At 69.1% G+C, this 14,813-nt stretch carries 18 protein-coding genes; 11 read left to right on the top strand and 7 right to left on the bottom strand.

Translation table 11 applies throughout. The annotated features are described in order from the left end of the window. Positions 1-12: 12 nt before the first annotated feature. Genes ACLJO0_RS20335 through ACLJO0_RS20345 form a run of 3 tightly spaced genes read left to right on the top strand, consistent with a single transcriptional unit; the run spans position 13 to position 3,592 of the window. On the top strand, positions 13-1,056 hold the full coding sequence (locus tag ACLJO0_RS20335; protein ID WP_410580050.1) for a sugar ABC transporter substrate-binding protein: 1,044 nt from the start codon (positions 13-15) through the stop codon (positions 1,054-1,056). Further along, complete coding sequence (locus ACLJO0_RS20340; protein WP_410580051.1) at positions 1,053-2,576, top strand: sugar ABC transporter ATP-binding protein; 1,524 nt, start codon at positions 1,053-1,055, stop codon at positions 2,574-2,576. The genes ACLJO0_RS20335 and ACLJO0_RS20340 overlap by 4 nt, the downstream gene beginning before the upstream one ends. After that, positions 2,573-3,592 carry an ABC transporter permease gene (locus tag ACLJO0_RS20345; protein WP_410580052.1) on the top strand — a complete coding sequence of 340 codons (1,020 nt, stop codon included), beginning with the start codon at positions 2,573-2,575 and terminating at the stop codon, positions 3,590-3,592. Before ACLJO0_RS20340 ends, ACLJO0_RS20345 begins: the two co-directional genes overlap by 4 nt. A gap of 105 nt (positions 3,593-3,697) precedes the next feature. Here ACLJO0_RS20345 and ACLJO0_RS20350 read toward each other — a convergent pair whose 3' ends face one another. Further along, entirely contained in the window at positions 3,698-4,408 is a 711-nt protein-coding gene (locus tag ACLJO0_RS20350) for a FadR/GntR family transcriptional regulator (RefSeq protein WP_125792631.1), read from the bottom strand. A 106-nt stretch (positions 4,409-4,514) separates the two neighbouring features. Here ACLJO0_RS20350 and ACLJO0_RS20355 point away from each other — a divergent pair, with 106 nt between their 5' ends. Genes ACLJO0_RS20355 through ACLJO0_RS20365 form a run of 3 tightly spaced genes read left to right on the top strand, consistent with a single transcriptional unit; the run spans position 4,515 to position 6,681 of the window. Continuing rightward, positions 4,515-4,817 (top strand): L-rhamnose mutarotase, encoded by a 303-nt coding sequence (locus tag ACLJO0_RS20355; protein WP_410580321.1) that lies wholly within the window; start codon positions 4,515-4,517, stop codon positions 4,815-4,817. Continuing rightward, positions 4,814-5,785 carry an aldo/keto reductase gene (locus tag ACLJO0_RS20360; RefSeq protein WP_410580053.1) on the top strand — a complete coding sequence of 324 codons (972 nt, stop codon included), beginning with the start codon at positions 4,814-4,816 and terminating at the stop codon, positions 5,783-5,785. The genes ACLJO0_RS20355 and ACLJO0_RS20360 overlap by 4 nt, the downstream gene beginning before the upstream one ends. Beyond that, on the top strand, positions 5,782-6,681 hold the full coding sequence (locus ACLJO0_RS20365) for an amidohydrolase family protein (RefSeq protein ID WP_410580054.1): 900 nt from the start codon (positions 5,782-5,784) through the stop codon (positions 6,679-6,681). Before ACLJO0_RS20360 ends, ACLJO0_RS20365 begins: the two co-directional genes overlap by 4 nt. Positions 6,682-6,720: 39 nt before the next feature. Here the strand turns inward: ACLJO0_RS20365 and shbA are convergent, their stop codons facing one another. The 4 genes from shbA to ACLJO0_RS20385 form a co-directional block, all read right to left on the bottom strand. Then, positions 6,721-7,377 carry an RNA polymerase sigma factor ShbA gene (shbA, locus tag ACLJO0_RS20370; protein WP_410580055.1) on the bottom strand — a complete coding sequence of 219 codons (657 nt, stop codon included), beginning with the start codon at positions 7,375-7,377 and terminating at the stop codon, positions 6,721-6,723. 250 nt (positions 7,378-7,627) lie between these two features. After that, positions 7,628-7,930 carry a DUF202 domain-containing protein gene (locus ACLJO0_RS20375; RefSeq protein WP_410580056.1) on the bottom strand — a complete coding sequence of 101 codons (303 nt, stop codon included), beginning with the start codon at positions 7,928-7,930 and terminating at the stop codon, positions 7,628-7,630. Continuing rightward, entirely contained in the window at positions 7,927-8,277 is a 351-nt protein-coding gene (locus ACLJO0_RS20380; protein WP_410580057.1) for a YidH family protein, read from the bottom strand. The genes ACLJO0_RS20375 and ACLJO0_RS20380 overlap by 4 nt, the downstream gene beginning before the upstream one ends. 10 nt (positions 8,278-8,287) lie before the next feature. Next, a complete protein-coding gene (locus tag ACLJO0_RS20385; protein WP_125792637.1) occupies positions 8,288-8,743 on the bottom strand; it encodes a GtrA family protein in 456 nt (151 codons plus the stop codon). 172 nt (positions 8,744-8,915) lie between these two features. Between ACLJO0_RS20385 and ACLJO0_RS20390 the strand changes: the two genes are divergently transcribed. Further along, positions 8,916-9,131, top strand: a complete 216-nt coding sequence (locus tag ACLJO0_RS20390) for a hypothetical protein (RefSeq protein WP_410580058.1) — start codon at positions 8,916-8,918, stop codon at positions 9,129-9,131. An 81-nt stretch (positions 9,132-9,212) separates the two neighbouring features. Further along, entirely contained in the window at positions 9,213-9,524 is a 312-nt protein-coding gene (locus ACLJO0_RS20395; RefSeq protein WP_005153325.1) for a hypothetical protein, read from the top strand. Between the two features lie 235 nt (positions 9,525-9,759). On the opposite strand, the gene ACLJO0_RS20400 is transcribed toward ACLJO0_RS20395, so the two are convergent. Beyond that, positions 9,760-10,884 carry a glycerate kinase gene (locus ACLJO0_RS20400; protein ID WP_410580059.1) on the bottom strand — a complete coding sequence of 375 codons (1,125 nt, stop codon included), beginning with the start codon at positions 10,882-10,884 and terminating at the stop codon, positions 9,760-9,762. Continuing rightward, a complete protein-coding gene (locus tag ACLJO0_RS20405; RefSeq protein WP_410580060.1) occupies positions 10,881-11,846 on the bottom strand; it encodes a 2-hydroxyacid dehydrogenase in 966 nt (321 codons plus the stop codon). Before ACLJO0_RS20405 ends, ACLJO0_RS20400 begins: the two co-directional genes overlap by 4 nt. A 211-nt stretch (positions 11,847-12,057) precedes the next feature. Here ACLJO0_RS20405 and ACLJO0_RS20410 point away from each other — a divergent pair, with 211 nt between their 5' ends. Genes ACLJO0_RS20410 through ACLJO0_RS20420 form a run of 3 tightly spaced genes read left to right on the top strand, consistent with a single transcriptional unit; the run spans position 12,058 to position 14,794 of the window. Further along, complete coding sequence (locus tag ACLJO0_RS20410) at positions 12,058-12,867, top strand: CoA transferase subunit A (protein WP_410580061.1); 810 nt, start codon at positions 12,058-12,060, stop codon at positions 12,865-12,867. Continuing rightward, positions 12,864-13,619, top strand: coding sequence for a CoA-transferase subunit beta (locus ACLJO0_RS20415; protein ID WP_410580062.1), 756 nt, complete (start codon positions 12,864-12,866; stop codon positions 13,617-13,619). The genes ACLJO0_RS20410 and ACLJO0_RS20415 overlap by 4 nt, the downstream gene beginning before the upstream one ends. Continuing rightward, positions 13,616-14,794: a thiolase family protein gene (locus ACLJO0_RS20420; RefSeq protein ID WP_410580063.1), complete on the top strand. Its 1,179-nt coding sequence runs from the start codon at positions 13,616-13,618 to the stop codon at positions 14,792-14,794. Before ACLJO0_RS20415 ends, ACLJO0_RS20420 begins: the two co-directional genes overlap by 4 nt. Positions 14,795-14,813 lie beyond the last annotated feature (19 nt).

Below are 14,813 nucleotides of genomic sequence, written 5' to 3' on the forward strand. Positions count from 1 at the left end.
AAGGAGGATGCGGTGCGTACGAGGGTGATCAAGGTGGCCGCCGCGGCCACCGCGCTCGGGCTGGCCCTGTCGGCCTGTGGATCCACGAAGGACAACGCGCCGAAGCCGGGGTCCGGCGGGGCGCAGGGCGGCAAGGTCGGCGCGACGATCCCGTTGCTGACCTCGCCGTTCTGGCAGGCCTACAACAACTACGTACCGCAGAAGGCCAAGGAGCAGGGCGTCGAAGCGCTGCCGACGGTCAACGCGGACAGCGATCCGGCGAAGCAGATCACCGACATCAACACCCTGCTCAACCAGGGCATCAAGGGTCTGGTCGTGACGCCGCTCGACTCCGCCGCCGTCGTCGCGGGGCTCAAGGCGGCGGAGAACAAGGGTGTCCCGGTGGTGGCGGTCGACGTCGCGCCGGAGAGCGGCAAGGTCGCGATGGTGGTGCGCGCGGACAACAAGGCGTACGGCACCAAGGCCTGCGAGGCGATCGGCGCGAAGGTCACGTCGGGCAAGGTCGTGCAGGTCATGGGCGACCTGGCTTCGGTCAACGGCCGCGACCGCTCCGAGGCGTTCCGGCAGTGCATGAAGACCAAGTACCCGCAGGTCCAGGTGCTGGAGGTCGCCGCGGAGTGGAAGGCGGACAAGGCTTCGTCCGGTTTGGACAGTCTGCTGACCGCGAACCCGGACATCAAGGCCGTGTACATGCAGGCGGGCGGCGTCTACCTGGCGCCGACACAGCAGGCGCTCAAGCGCAAGAACCTCTACTTCCCGGTCGGCGACCCGAAGCATGTCGTGTTGGTCAGCAACGACGGCATCCCGCAGGAGCTCGCCGCGATCCGCGCGGGCGAACTCGACGCGACCGTCTCCCAGCCCGCCGACGACTACGCCAAGTACGGCATGTACTGGATCAAGAAGGCGATGGCGGGGGAGACCTTCAAGGCCGGGCCGACCGATCACGGCAGCACCGTCGTCGAGGTCCGGCCGGGGATACTGGAAGACCAGCTCCCCGCGCCCGTCGTCACGAAGGACAACGTGGACGACAAGGCCCTCTGGGGGAACAACCTGTGAGCGCGCTGCCCGCCGGATCCGCCGCCGTGCCGGTGGTCAGCGCACAGGGCGTCGGCAAACGCTACGGCCCGACCGTGGCGCTGTCCGACGTCAGCCTCACCGTGTATCCCGGCGAGTCGCACGCGCTCGTCGGCCGCAACGGTGCGGGGAAGTCGACGCTCGTCTCCATCCTCACCGGACTGTCCAAAACGGACACCGGTCACGTCGAGTTCGGTGGCGTGCCCGCGCCGCCGTTGTCCAAACAGGACGACTGGAAACGCGCGGTCGCCTGTGTCTACCAGCACGCGATGGTCGTCCCGCAGCTGACCGTCGCGGAGAACCTGTTCCTCAACCGCCAGTCCGGCAAGGGTTTCGCGATCGGCTGGCAGCGTCTGCGCCGCCAGGCCAGGGAACTGCTCGACTCGTGGGACGTCCACGTCGACGTCGACACCCCGGCCGGCGAGCTTTCGGTCGAGGACCGGCAGTTCGTCGAGATCGCGCGGGCGTTGTCCTACGGTGCCCGGTTCATCGTGCTCGACGAGCCGACGGCGCAGCTGGACAGCCAGGCGATCGAGCGGCTCTTCGCGCGGATGCGCCAGATGCAGGACAGCGGGGTGACGTTCCTGTTCATCTCGCACCACCTCCACGAGGTGTACGAGGTGTGCCAGGCGGTCACCGTGCTGCGCGACGCGAAGCACATCCTGACCGCGCCGGTTTCGGAGGTCGGCCGCGCCGAGCTGATCGACGCGATGACCGGCGAGCAGGGCGGACTTTCCGTCCGCGACGCTTCGACGCGGGAGGCGCTGGCGCCGGACGCCGACGAGGTGCTGACCGTCGACGGGCTTTCCGGTGACGGGTTCGGCGACGTGACCTTCCGAATCCACCGCGGTGAGGTGATCGGCCTCGCGGGCAGCAATGCCAGCGGAAAACACCAGGTCGCCGAAACCGTGTACGGACTGCGTTCCCCGGCCTCCGGCACGATCAGGGTGGACGGGAAACCGTTGAAGCCGGGAGACATCCCGGCCGCGATCCGCGCCGGGATCGGCTGTGTGCCGAGAGACCGGCACCACGAAGGACTGGTGCTCGAACACTCGATCATGGACAACGCCACACTGTCCATTTTGGATCGCCTCGGCAAGGGTGGCCTCGCGCCACCGGGCGTCCGGTACTCGAAGGCGTCGAAAGCGCTGACGGACTACGACATCGTCGCGGCCGACGCCGATCAGCCGGTGTCCGACCTTTCCGGTGGCAACCAGCAGAAAGTCGTCCTTGCCCGTGCGCTGGCCGGTGATCCGCGCCTGGTCGTGCTGATCAACCCGACCGCGGGCGTGGACGTGAAGTCGAAGGAAGCGCTGCTCGCGGTCGTCGACCGGGTGCGGGCGGAGGGCAAGGCGGTGCTGATCGTCAGCGACGAGCTCGACGATCTCCGCCTGAGCGACCGGGTGCTGGTGCTGCGCGCCGGTGCGGTGGTCGCCGAACACCGGGCGGGCTGGTCGGACGGCGACCTGGTGGCCGACATCGAAGGAGTCGAGCGCGGATGACCGAACTGATGACGGATCCGAAATCGGCCTCCCTGGGGCCACCACCGCCGAACCGCCGGAAGTTCCGCTGGCTGCGCGAACTCGCCCTCGTGCCGGCGCTGATCGTGGTGCTGATCATCGGAGGACTGATCAGTGACACGTTCCTGACCTTCGGCAGCATCGTCGGGATCCTGTCCGCTTCGGCGGCGCTGTCGATGGTGGTGCTGGGCGAATCGCTCGTGCTGCTGACCGGGAAGTTCGACCTGTCGCTGGAATCCACCATGGGCATGGCGCCCGCGCTGGGCGCGATGCTGGTCATCCCGGTGGCGGCTTCGGGCTTCGGCACGGAGATCCCCGGCTTCGCGGGGATCCTCGCCGTGCTGGTGGCCGGTGCCGCGGTCGGTTTCGTGAACGGGTTCCTGATCGTCAAGCTGAAGCTGAACGCCTTCATCGTCACGCTGGCGATGCTGACGGTGCTGCGCGGCACGCAGATCGGCTCCACCCAAGGGAAGACGCTGTTCGACCAGCTGGACGTGTTCACCGCGCTGGCCACGACGACGTTCATCGGGCTGCCGATGTCGGTGTGGCTGGCCGCGGCGCTGTTCACCGTGTTCGGGCTGGGGCTGCGGTATCACCGGATCGGCCGCTCGCTGTACGCCATCGGCGGCAACCGGGAGGCCGCGCGGGCCGCCGGTATCCGCGTCGACCGGATCTCGTGGGGTGTCTTCGTTGTTGCCGGGGTGCTGGCCGCGCTCGGCGGGCTCGCGTTCACCGGCTACGTCGGTGCGCTCGGCGCCGATCAGGGCGACGGATTGATCCTTCAGGTGTTCGCCGCTGCGGTGATCGGCGGTGTCTCACTCGACGGTGGGAAGGGCACTCTTGTCGGGGCGCTCACCGGCGTGCTGCTCCTGCAGACGGTCACCAACCTGCTGCAGGTCGCGCAGGTGCCGCCGGAATGGCTGAAGGCGATCTACGGCGTGATCATCCTGGTCGCGTTGATCATCTCCCGCTATGCCGGAGGGAAGGCGCAGACGTAGCCCTGCCGACGCTATGAAAGGTCCTTTCCTTGCAAAATTTGCCAGGAAAGGACCTTTCCTAGCGCGCCGGAGGCCGGTTCGAGGACGTCAGAGGAGGAAGCGGTGTCAGGAAGCTTCGGCGGCCGTGGTGGGGTCGTCGGCGGTGCCGAGGGCGTTGCGGAGCCACTGCTCCACCCCCGCCACGTGCACGGTCGCCCACGAACGCGCGAGTTCGGGTTCGCGGGCGGCGATGGCCTCGTAGATCGCCGTGTGCTGCTCGCGGGTCTTCGCGACCGCGCCCTCCTGCGTGAGGCCGCGCCAGATGCGGGCGCGCGCGGTGGGGCCGGACAGGCTGTCCAGCAGCGAGCACAGCACCGGATTACCGGAGCCGTCGGCGATCTTGCGGTGGAACTGCAGGTCGTTCGCGACCAGCGCCTCCACCGTCGGCGAGTCGGCCAGTTCGTCGAGCAGGCGGCCTAGTTCCGCGATGTCCTCGTCGTTCATGTGCATCGCGGCCATCGCCGTCGCCGCCGGTTCGAGGATCCGGCGGACGGCGAGGAAGTCCAGCACGGTGTCGTCCCGGTGGAAGTCCACCACGAACGTCATCGCGTCGAGGAGGAGATTCGGTTCGAGGCTGGTGACGTACGTTCCGTCGCCCTGGCGGACGTCGAGCACGCGGATCAGGCACAACGCCTTCACCGCTTCGCGCAGCGAGCTGCGGGACAGGCCGAGCCGCTGGGCCAGTTCGGCCTCCTTCGGCAGCCTGTCGCCAGGAGCAAGCTCACCGGAGATGATCATGTCCTTGATCTTGTCGATCGCGACATCGGTGACCGGCATGTTCCACCGCCCTCCCCGAAGACCTCGGATGTTTGAGTGTCAATTGACAGAGTGCCATGTTTCGAACTGAGGAGGCGCGGTGACCCACGATGTCGCACTACAAAGAGTGGCACTCCACACCCGGCTGAAGCCGGGCAAGGAGGCCGAATACGAGTCCGTCCACGCCGTCATCCCGCCTGAACTGGACGAAGCCCTGCGCGGTGCGGGCGTGCGTTCGTGGCGGATCTGGCGGGACGGACTCGACCTTTTCCACGTCGTGGAGGTCGAGGACTACGCGAAGATGCGCGCGGTCCTGCGCGATCATCCGGCCAACATCCCGTGGCAGGCGCGGATGTCGGAACTGCTCGACGTCGAAGACGACTACTCGGGCAACGATTCGGGCCTCGGCCTGGTGTGGGAGCTTCCGTGAAGATCCCCCTGTCCCCGCTGGGGCTCGGCTGCGCGCAGCTGGGCAACCTGTACCACGCCATCGCCGACGAGACGGCCGAAGCGACCGTCCGGCAGGCGTGGGACGAAGGCATCCGGTACTTCGACACCGCCCCGCACTACGGTCTCGGGCTGTCGGAACGGCGGCTGGGCGCGGCGCTTTCGGCGTACGACCGCGCGGATTTCGTGGTGTCGACCAAGGTCGGCCGCGTGCTGGAACCCGATCCCGCCGGTGCTTCGCGCACCGACTCGCAGGGATTCGTCGTTCCCGCCGCGTACAAACGCCGCTGGGACTTCAGCCGCGACGGGATCCTCCGGTCGCTTGAGGACAGTCTGGAGCGGCTCGGGCTCGACCGCGTGGACGTCGTCTACGTACACGACCCGGACGAGCATTTCGAGGACACCGTCAACGGCGCGTTCCCCGCGTTGCTCGAATTGCGGGAGCAGGGCGTCATCGACGCCATCGGGGCCGGGATGAACCAGGCGCCGATGCTCACGGAGTTCGTCCGCCGGTTCGATCTCGACGTGATCCTGCTGGCCGGTCGGTACACCCTGCTCAGCCAGCCCGCTCTCGACGATCTCCTCCCGCTGTGCACCGAACGCGGAGTGGACGTGGTGGCGGGCGGCGCGTTCAACGCCGGGATCCTCGCCACCGCGTCACCCGGCACGATGTACGACTACGCCGAGGCCCCGGCCGAACTCGTCGAGCGCGCCCAGCGGATCGCCGAGGTGTGCGCGCGGCACGGCGTCGAACTCCCGCAGGCCGCCTTGGCGCTGCCCGCCGCGCATCCGTCGGTGGTGTCCGTCGTCGTCGGCGCGCACGATCCCGGTCAGGTCCGGCTCAACGCCGAACGGTTCCGGCGCCCGGTGCCGCGCGAGTTGTGGACGGACCTGATCCGTGCGGGACTGTTACGTGAGGACACCGTGCTGCGACCGGAAGGACAGCCGTGATCGACGCGCACCATCACCTGTGGGACCCCTCACGGCGCGACTACCCGTGGATGACCGGTACGGCACTGGAGCCGATCCGCCGTCCGTACACAGTGGACGATCTCCGCACGGTGACGAAGGCGGCGGGGGTGAAGGGGACCGTGCTGGTGCAGACGGTCTCGTCGGAGGAGGAGACACGCGAATTCCTTTCCCTGGCTCAGGCCGAACCACTCATCGCGGGCGTCGTCGGCTGGACCGACCTCACCGCCCCCGACGTCGCCGAGCGCGTGGCCTCGTTTTCCGGGCCGCTGGTGGGGATCCGGCATCAAGTGGAGGACGAGCCGGACCCGTCGTGGCTGACGCGACCCGAGGTCCTGCGCGGACTCGCGGCTCTCGGAGAGGCCGGGCTGGCGTACGACCTGTTGGTGAAGTCACCGCAGCTTCCGGCTGCCCTCGCCGCCGCGAAGGCGTTGCCTGATCAGGTGTTCGTGCTCGACCACGCCGCGAAGCCGCCGATCGCCTCGGGCGAATGGCAGCCGTGGGCGGACGGAGTCGCGGCGCTGGGGGAGCTGGACAACGTGTACTGCAAGCTTTCCGGGCTCGTGACCGAGGCGGACTGGGCGCGCTGGAAGGTCGGACAGCTGGCGCGCTGGACCGAGCACGTGCTGGAGTCCTTCGGGGCTTCGCGGCTGATGTTCGGCTCGGACTGGCCGGTCTGCGAACTCGCGGCCGCGTACGAGGTCGTCGTGGACACGGCGTTCTCGCTGACGGGCTCGCTGAGCGACGCCGAGCGGCTCGATTTCTTCGACGGCACCGCGAAGCGCGCTTACCACTCACGACCCAAGCTGACTTCACGACAGAGACCCGGCCGGAAGCCGGAGGGAAGAAGGTGGGAGGCGCGGGGTCCTGGCGCCTGAGAGCCGCCGGTCAACGACCTTCGGCAGGGGGAGAAAAGGTCAGAATTCGTCCTGCTTGACCATTGTCCGCAGGCGGGCCAGTGCGCGGTGCTGCGTCACGCGCACGTTGCCGGCGGAGATTCCGAGCGCCTCGGCGGTTTCGGCGGCGGAGAGCCCGACGGCGATGCGGAGGGCGAGGATCTCCTGCTGCACCCGCGGCAGGGTGGAGAGCAGGCGGCTGAGCCGGGCACCGAGATCCAGGTGCAGGGCGTGCGTTTCGGGTTCGTTGTCGCCGATGGGCCGTTCCGGCAGTTCCGGTACCGGCTCCGACCGGTCGCGGGAGACCGCGCGGTAGGCGTCGGCGACCTTGTTGGCCGCGATGGCGTGCACGAGGTAGAGGAACGAACCGCCACGATCCTGGTAACCGGGCAGCGCCTTCAATACGGCCATGCACACTTCCTGCGCGACGTCGTCCGCCGACAGGTAGGACAGGTCGCGCCCACCCATTCTGGCGCGGCAGTACCGGACCACGACCGGCCCGATCATCCGCAGCAATGCTTGGATGGCGGCGGGATTCCCGTCGCCCGCGTCCTTGACGAGAGGATCGAGATCCTCCTTCGTCAGCCGTCCGCCCGGTCGAGGCAGGTTCTCCGGAGTCGTGTATCCGGGGACCGCATCGGGGGTGACGGTTCTGGACGCGCTGGAGATTGATTGCATGGTCGTCCTCCCCGGCAGACCCTGTGACCGTCGCAGTCGAGGGGTCGACACTCCGTAACGATTGAGGGCGGCAGATGCTCCGTAAGATCAGATACATCTGCCGCCGTTGCGACGCAGCGTAATCGTAGGCGCCGATCGGACGGCAGTAAAGATTTCAACTAGAGATAGCCCATTCGCCGGAGTCGGCTTAATACAACCGAGACGCTGCGTCGCGGAAAAGGTTCCCGGGATTGCAGGATGTGCGCGCCGGTTAGCGCACCGCGATCAGGGCGACCGCTGTCGCTACGACGAGTGCCGACGTTGTGACAGCAAGGGTTGGGTTAAGAGATTTCGGGAATCCCGGACGGCGCAGTGCTCGTTCACGGAACGCGCCCGCGGCGATGAAGGTGATCACCATGGCGCCGCCGAACGCGACCGGGATGACCGTCGTCCCCCAGCCTTGCCGGGCCGAGCTGTGCAAGAGCAGGAGTGTGCAGGCAGTAGCCGCGAGCGCGGTCCGGCGCCAGGCCAGCCCGGTCCGCTCCGCTTGCGCTCCGTGATCGCCGGCGTTCACGAGAAGACCACCAGCGCCGCGGCCGTCAGCGTGATCGCGAGGATTCCGGCACTCAGCAGGATCAGCATCCCGCTCTTCGGCAGCGGCCGTCCCGCGCGCATCGCGGCCTGCACCTGTCGCCAGCGCGGATACGCGCTCGCCGCGAGTACGGCGGCCAGCATGACGCACATTCCCGCGAGGACGGTGCTCAGCGTGCTCGGGTCGGGCACCAGTTGATGGACGGCGACACCGCCCGCGAGCAGGCCCAGCGCCGTCCGGAGCCAGGCGAGGAACGTCCGTTCGTTGGCGAGCGTGAATCGGTAGTCGGGTTCCGAACCGCCGTCGTGCGGTCCGTTGATCTCTGCCACGCGGCGAAGCCTAGGCGCTCCGGCGCGCGAAGACCCACCAGCGAAGGACCGCGAAGCGCGCGATGCCGCCCACGACACTGGCCGCGAGCAGGGCGCCTGTCTGCTCGAGCGCGGTCGGCTCGGTGATCACCGCGTCGAGGGATGCGAGCACGATCGAGCCATACGCGGCGTAGAAGGCGAACGTCACCAGGTCCTGGAAGTGCCGTTTGCCCGCATTGCTCTTGCGGCCGGCGAAGGTGACCCGGCGATGGAACTCGGTGTTGCCGACGGTGGTGACCGCGAGCGCGACCAGATTGGCCACCTGGGCGCCGAGGATCGACTGGAGGAAAAGGAACAGCACGGCCTGCAGGCCGGTGGCGGCCACCCCGGCGACGACGTACCAAGCGGCATGGTTGCCGAGTTCGTGGTGTCGCTCCGGCGCGCGCCGGATGATCCGGTGCCCTGGCGCCCACCTGGTGGTGGTCATACCGACGACGCTACTCCTTGTTTCACAAACTTGTGAAGCTAATGAACTACCTGAGAAACTGTGATCCCCGCGACAGCGCCGCTGTTTGGCCTGCGGAGACGTCGGGTAAGCCACAGGAGCCGGGTCGAGTACAGCACGCCCCGGTCGACGTCCGACCAGGAGGGAGCGGCCGATGAACGACCGTGAGAGCGCGGAGCCGGAAACGCTGGATCCCAGCGAAGCCCTCGACGAGGACGAACTCCGCGTCGATCCGCTCGAAGAGGGTGTCGAGCCGCCCGAACACTGGAGCGGGGCCGACCGGTTCGGGACCACCCCCGCGGAAATCCGCGAGGGGGAGTCGCACGCCATGCGGCTGGCCGAGGAGGTGCCCGACGTCGGCGAAAAATGATCTTCACTCAGACGGCAGGCCGCGCCGGGACCCCCTAGCGTGGTCCGTCAAGTGCAAGACCGCGACGAAGGAAGGGCAGAGATGCTGACAGTCACCGAAGCCGCCGCCGAGGCGATCACGGCACTGACCGGGCAGGAGAACGGGCAAGACGGAGGCGGGCTGCGGTTCGCGATGCACTCCCAGCAGGGGGACAGTCCCCAGCTCGCGGTTTCCGTCGCTCCCGAACCCGAAAGCGGCGACAAGGTGCTCGGCGCCGACGGCGGCCCGAAGGTGTTCCTGGAGCCGGAAGCGGCCGCGTTGCTCGACGACAAGGTGCTCGACGTCCAGCAGGACGAAACCGGCGAAGTCGCTTTCGCCGTACTCCCGCAGGCTCAGCCTCAGCCTGGCAGCTGAGCCCGGCGGATTCAGGCTTTGCCGAGCCTGGTCGCCCTCCGACGATGATGTCGCGAAAGCCACTTTCGGGACGTCCGACGTCGCGAAAGTGGCTTTCGCGACGACTGAATAGCTGCCGCCAGGCGCCCCTTCATGTACTCATGAGGGGTAAGGCAAATGGACGCCTTCGGACCTGGTTGGACGCGTACCGCGGAGCGACAGAGATCGGGTCACGACACCTTTGACCTTCTCCCGCTTAACCGCGGGCCCAGGCGCGGACCAGTTCGCCGGCGCGCTCGCGCAGGAGTTCCGCCGCGTGCGCACGTGCGTGGTCGAGCGAAGGCGCGTGATCGATCAGGGCGGCGCTGCCCACGACTCCGAGGCCGGCGAGCTGGCTCTGGTCCAGCTGGATCCGTCCGGCCAGCACCATCAGCGGTACCGCGTGTTCCTGTGCGCGGGCCGCGATGCCCGCCGGGGCCTTGCCGTCGAGACTCTGTTCGTCCAGCGAGCCCTCGCCGGTGATGACCAGGTCGGCGCGTTCGATGGCGTCGGCGACGCCGGTGAGCCCGGCGATGAGCTGGAAACCGGATCCGACGCTCGCGCCGAGCCCCGCGATCGCGCCGGCGGCGACTCCGCCGCCTGCCCCCGCGCCGGCCAGGTCCGAGACGTCCGGTGCCCCGGCGTTCCGCAACGCCTGTGCCCAGCGGGACAGGGCCTCGTCCAGTTGCTCGATCTCGCGCGGGCCCGCGCCTTTCTGCGGGCCGAAGACCGCGGCCGCGCCACGGGGGCCGAGCAACGGGTTCGTCACGTCGGTGGCGACGGCGACCTCGACGGAGCCGAGCCTGTCCCGCACCGGGCCGAGTTCGGCCAGCGCGACGCGGCCCAGCGTGCCGCCGCCGAGTCCGACCGGCGCGCCGAACGCGTCGAAGACCCCGGCGCCCAATGCCGCCAGCATCCCGGCGCCGCCGTCGGTGCTCGCCGTTCCGCCGACGGTCAGCACCAGCCGCCGCGCGCCGTTGTCGAGCGCGTGCGCGAGAAGTTCGCCGACACCCCAGGTGTGCGCGGCGAGCGCCACCTCCGGGCTCGGCTCGACGAACTCGATCCCGCACGCGCGGGCCGATTCGATGTAAGCCGTTCCGTCGAGGATCACGTAGCGCGCGTCGACGGTTTCGTCGAGCGGCCCGCGGACCGGGAGTTCCACCAGGCGCCCGCCCGCCGCGACGAGGACGTCGAGCGTTCCTTCGCCGCCGTCGGCGACCGGGCAGGAGGAGACCTCGGCCTCGGGCAGCGCGTCGCGGACGCCGTGGGCGATCGCCTCCGCGGCCTCGACCGCGGTCAAACTTCCCTTGAACTTGTCGGGCGCGATGACCACACGAGTCATGGACGAACCTCCGTCAGCGGATTCCCGCCGGCGAGCACCGACGCGACGTTTTCGGCCGCGAGCACGGCCATGGCAGTTCGGGTTTCGACCGTCGCCGATCCGAGGTGAGGCGTCAAGACGACGTTTTCGCGGTCCAGCAGGCGCGGCTCGACCTCGGGTTCGGCTTCGAACACGTCGAGTCCCGCGCCGGCGATCTCTCCGGCTTCGAGCGCGTCCGCCAGCGCGGCTTCGTGGACGACGGGGCCGCGCGTGGTGTTGATCAGGTACGCGCCCGGTTTCATCGACCTCAGCGCGGCCGCGTCGATGAGGTGCCGGGTTTCGGGCGTCAGGGGACAGTGCAGCGAAACGACGTCGGAGCTTTCCAGCAGTTCGCCGAAGGGAACGTACTTCGCGCCCAGGGTCTTCTCGACGTCCTCGGCGGCCCGCGACCGCCCTGAGTAGACGATCCGCATGCCGAAACCGAGCGCCCGCCGCGCGACCGCCTGCCCGATCTGGCCCAGCCCGACGACCCCGAGCGTCTTGTCCTGAAGGGAGGAGCCGAGCAGGAAACCCAGATGGAACGACCACGGGGTGCGCGAGCGGATCAGCCGTTCGCCCTCGCCGAGCCGCCGCGTGACCGCGAGGATCAGCCCGAACGCCAGATCCGCGGTGGCGCCGGTGAGCACGCCGGGCGTGTTGGTGACGGTGATCCCGCGTCCGGCCAGCGCCGGGACGTCGATGTTGTCGTAGCCGACGGCCACGTTCGCGACGACCCGCAGATCCGGGCCCGCCGCGTCGGCGACCTCGCCGTCGATCCGGTCGTGCAGCATGCCGACGATCGCGGACGCGCCCCGCACGAACTCGCGCAGTTCGTCCGGCGTCAGCGGCCGGTCGGCGCGCGACAGTTTCACCTCCCCGGCTTCGGCGAGCACTTTCAGCGCTTCGTCGGGGATCCACCGGGTCACCGCGATCGTCGAGGTCACGCCCCTCAGCCTAGTGGGCAGTGGTTGGTATCCCAAACGTGAGAATCCCCGAAGTGAGGGAGGCGCTTCCCCTGCATGGGGGAGCCGTCACGGTCCAGGGCTCGCGTCGTCGCGCGATCCCCGCCCGAAGAAGGAGTGCGCGGCCTCGTCGAACCATGCTATGTTCATATGCAGAACATGTGTGCGCGATACGAACAAGCCGGGAGTGGGGATGGCGGAGCTGCTGTCGTTGAAGGATGCCGTGGCGCGGCTGGTGCGCGACGGGGACACTGTCGCGCTCGAGGGCTTCACGCACCTCATCCCGGTCGCCGCAGGCCACGAGATCATCCGTCAGCGCCGCACCGGCCTGACGCTGGTGCGGATGACCCCCGACATCGTCTACGACCAGCTCATCGGCGCGGGCTGCGCGAGCAAGCTGATCTTCTCGTGGGGCGGTAATCCCGGTGTCGGCTCGCTGCACCGCTTCCGTGACGCGGTCCAGCACGCCTGGCCCGTGCCACTGGAAATAGAGGAACACAGTCACGCCGGCATGGCGAATCGCTACGTCGCCGGCGCCTCGGGCCTGCCGTTCGCGGTCCTGCGCGGCTACACCGGCACCGATCTCCCCGCGCAGACCGACACGATCAAGCCCATCACCTGCCCGTTCACCGGTGAGCGGCTCGCCGCCGTCCCCGCGCTCAACCCGGACGTCACGATCGTGCACGCACAGCGGGCCGACAGCTCCGGCAACGTCCAGATCTGGGGTATCACGGGCGTACAGAAGGAGGCGGTGCTCGCGGCGAAGCGTTCGCTGGTCACCGTCGAGGAGATCGTGGACGAGCTGGAACCCCGGCCGGGCGCGATCGTGCTGCCGTCGTGGGCGGTCACCGCCGTCGCCGAGGTTCCCGGCGGCGCGAAGCCGTCGTACGCGGCGGGGTACTACGAACGGGACAACGACGCCTACCAGGCATGGGACGAGATCGGCCGGGACAGGGAGAGCTTCACCCGCTGGCTCGACGAGCTGACGGGAGTGAAGGCATGACCGAGTACACCTCCGACGAGATGATGAGCGTCGCCGCCGCTCGCGCCCTCGGCGACGGGACGTCCTGTTTCGTGGGCATCGGCCTGCCCAGTACGGCCGCCAACCTCGCCCGCCGCGGGCACGCGCCGAACCTCACGCTGATCTACGAATCCGGCTGCCTCGGCGCCAAACCGACCAGGCTCCCGCTGTCCATCGGCGACGGCGAACTCGCCGACACCGCGGACGCCGTGGTCAGCGTCCCCGAGGTCTTCAACTACTGGCTCCAGCCCGGCCGGATCGACGTCGGCTTCCTCGGCGCCGCCCAGCTGGACAAGTTCGGCAACATCAACACCACCGTGATCGGCCCCGACTACGCCAACCCCAAGGTGCGCCTGCCAGGAGCGGGCGGCGCGCCGGAGATCGCCGCCTCCTGCCGCGAGGTGTTCGTGGTGCTCAGGCAGAGCACCCGCACCTTCGTCGAGAAGGTCGACTTCGTGACCTCGTTCGGCCACGGCACCGGCAAGGGCGACCGCGAGCGCCTCGGCCTCCCCGGCGCCGGGCCGACGCTGGTGGTCACCGACCTCGGCCTGCTGCGGCCCGACCCGGCGACCGCCGAGCTCACCCTCACCGAACTGCACCCCGGCGTCGAGGTCGATCAGGTCGTCGAAGCGACCGGGTGGAAACTGAAGGTGTCCGGCGACCTGGCGACCACCCCGGCGCCGACCGAGGCAGAACTCCGCATACTCCGAGACCTCACAAGGGCGAGCGCATGACCGACGTCTTCCTGTTCGACGCCATCCGTACCCCGTTTGGCAAATACGGCGGCGCCCTGTCCGGGGTCCGCCCGGACGACCTCGCCGCCACCGTGCTGCGGGCGCTGGCCGAACGCAACGACCTCGACCCGGCCACCGTCGACGAGGTCGTGCTCGGCGACGCCAACGGCGCCGGTGAGGACAACCGCAACGTCGCGCGGATGGCGGCGCTGCTGGCAGGCTGGCCGACCACGGTGCCGGGTGCCACGGTCAACCGGTTGTGCGGCTCCGGCCTCGACGCGGTCATGCAGGCCAGCCGGTCGGTCCAGGTCGGCGACGCCTCACTCGCCGTCGCCGGCGGGGTGGAATCGATGAGCCGTTCGCCGCTGGTCATGCAGAAGCCGGAGAAAGCCTTCCCGGCGGGCAATCAGACGCTGTACTCCACCGCGCTGGGCTGGCGCATGGTCAACCCGAAGATGCCCGAACAGTGGACGGTGTCGCTCGGCGAGTCCACCGAACAGCTCGCCGAGCGCTACGGCATCGGCCGCGACGAGCAGGACGCGTTCGCCGTCCGCAGTCACGTCAACGCCGCCCGCGCCTGGGACGAGGGGTTCTACGACGACCACGTCGTCCCCGTCGAGGGTGTCGAACTCACTCGCGACGAAGGCATCCGGCCGGAGTCCAGCCCGGAGAAGCTCGCCAAGCTCAAGCCCGTCTTCCGTCCACAAGGGACGGTCACGGCCGCGAACGCGTCGCCGTTGAACGACGGCGCCTCCGCGCTGCTGCTCGGTGACGAGGCGGCCGGGAAACGGCTCGGCAAGGCGCCGCTGGCCCGGATCGCCGGCCGTGGCGCGGCGGGCGTCGACCCCGACGTCTTCGGCATCGGCCCGGTGCGCGCGGCCGAGATCGCACTGGAACGGGCCGGGATCGGCTGGGAAGACCTGGCGGCCGTCGAACTGAACGAGGCCTTCGCCGCGCAGTCGCTGGCCTGCCTGCGGGACTGGTCGAAGCTCGACCCGGAGATCGTCAACGTGAACGGCGGCGCGATCGCGATCGGGCATCCGCTGGGCGCCTCTGGCGGCCGCATCCTCGGCACCCTGGCCCATCACCTGCGTCGCACCGGTGGCCGGTGGGGGCTGGCGGCCATCTGCATCGGCGTCGGCCAGGGGCTGGCCGTCGTCCTCGAAGCCCAGTGATCCACTGACCCGCGCTGGA

The organism is Amycolatopsis sp. lyj-108 (genome assembly GCF_046549005.1).
In the GTDB taxonomy this organism is placed as follows: Bacteria; Actinomycetota; Actinomycetes; order Mycobacteriales; family Pseudonocardiaceae; genus Amycolatopsis.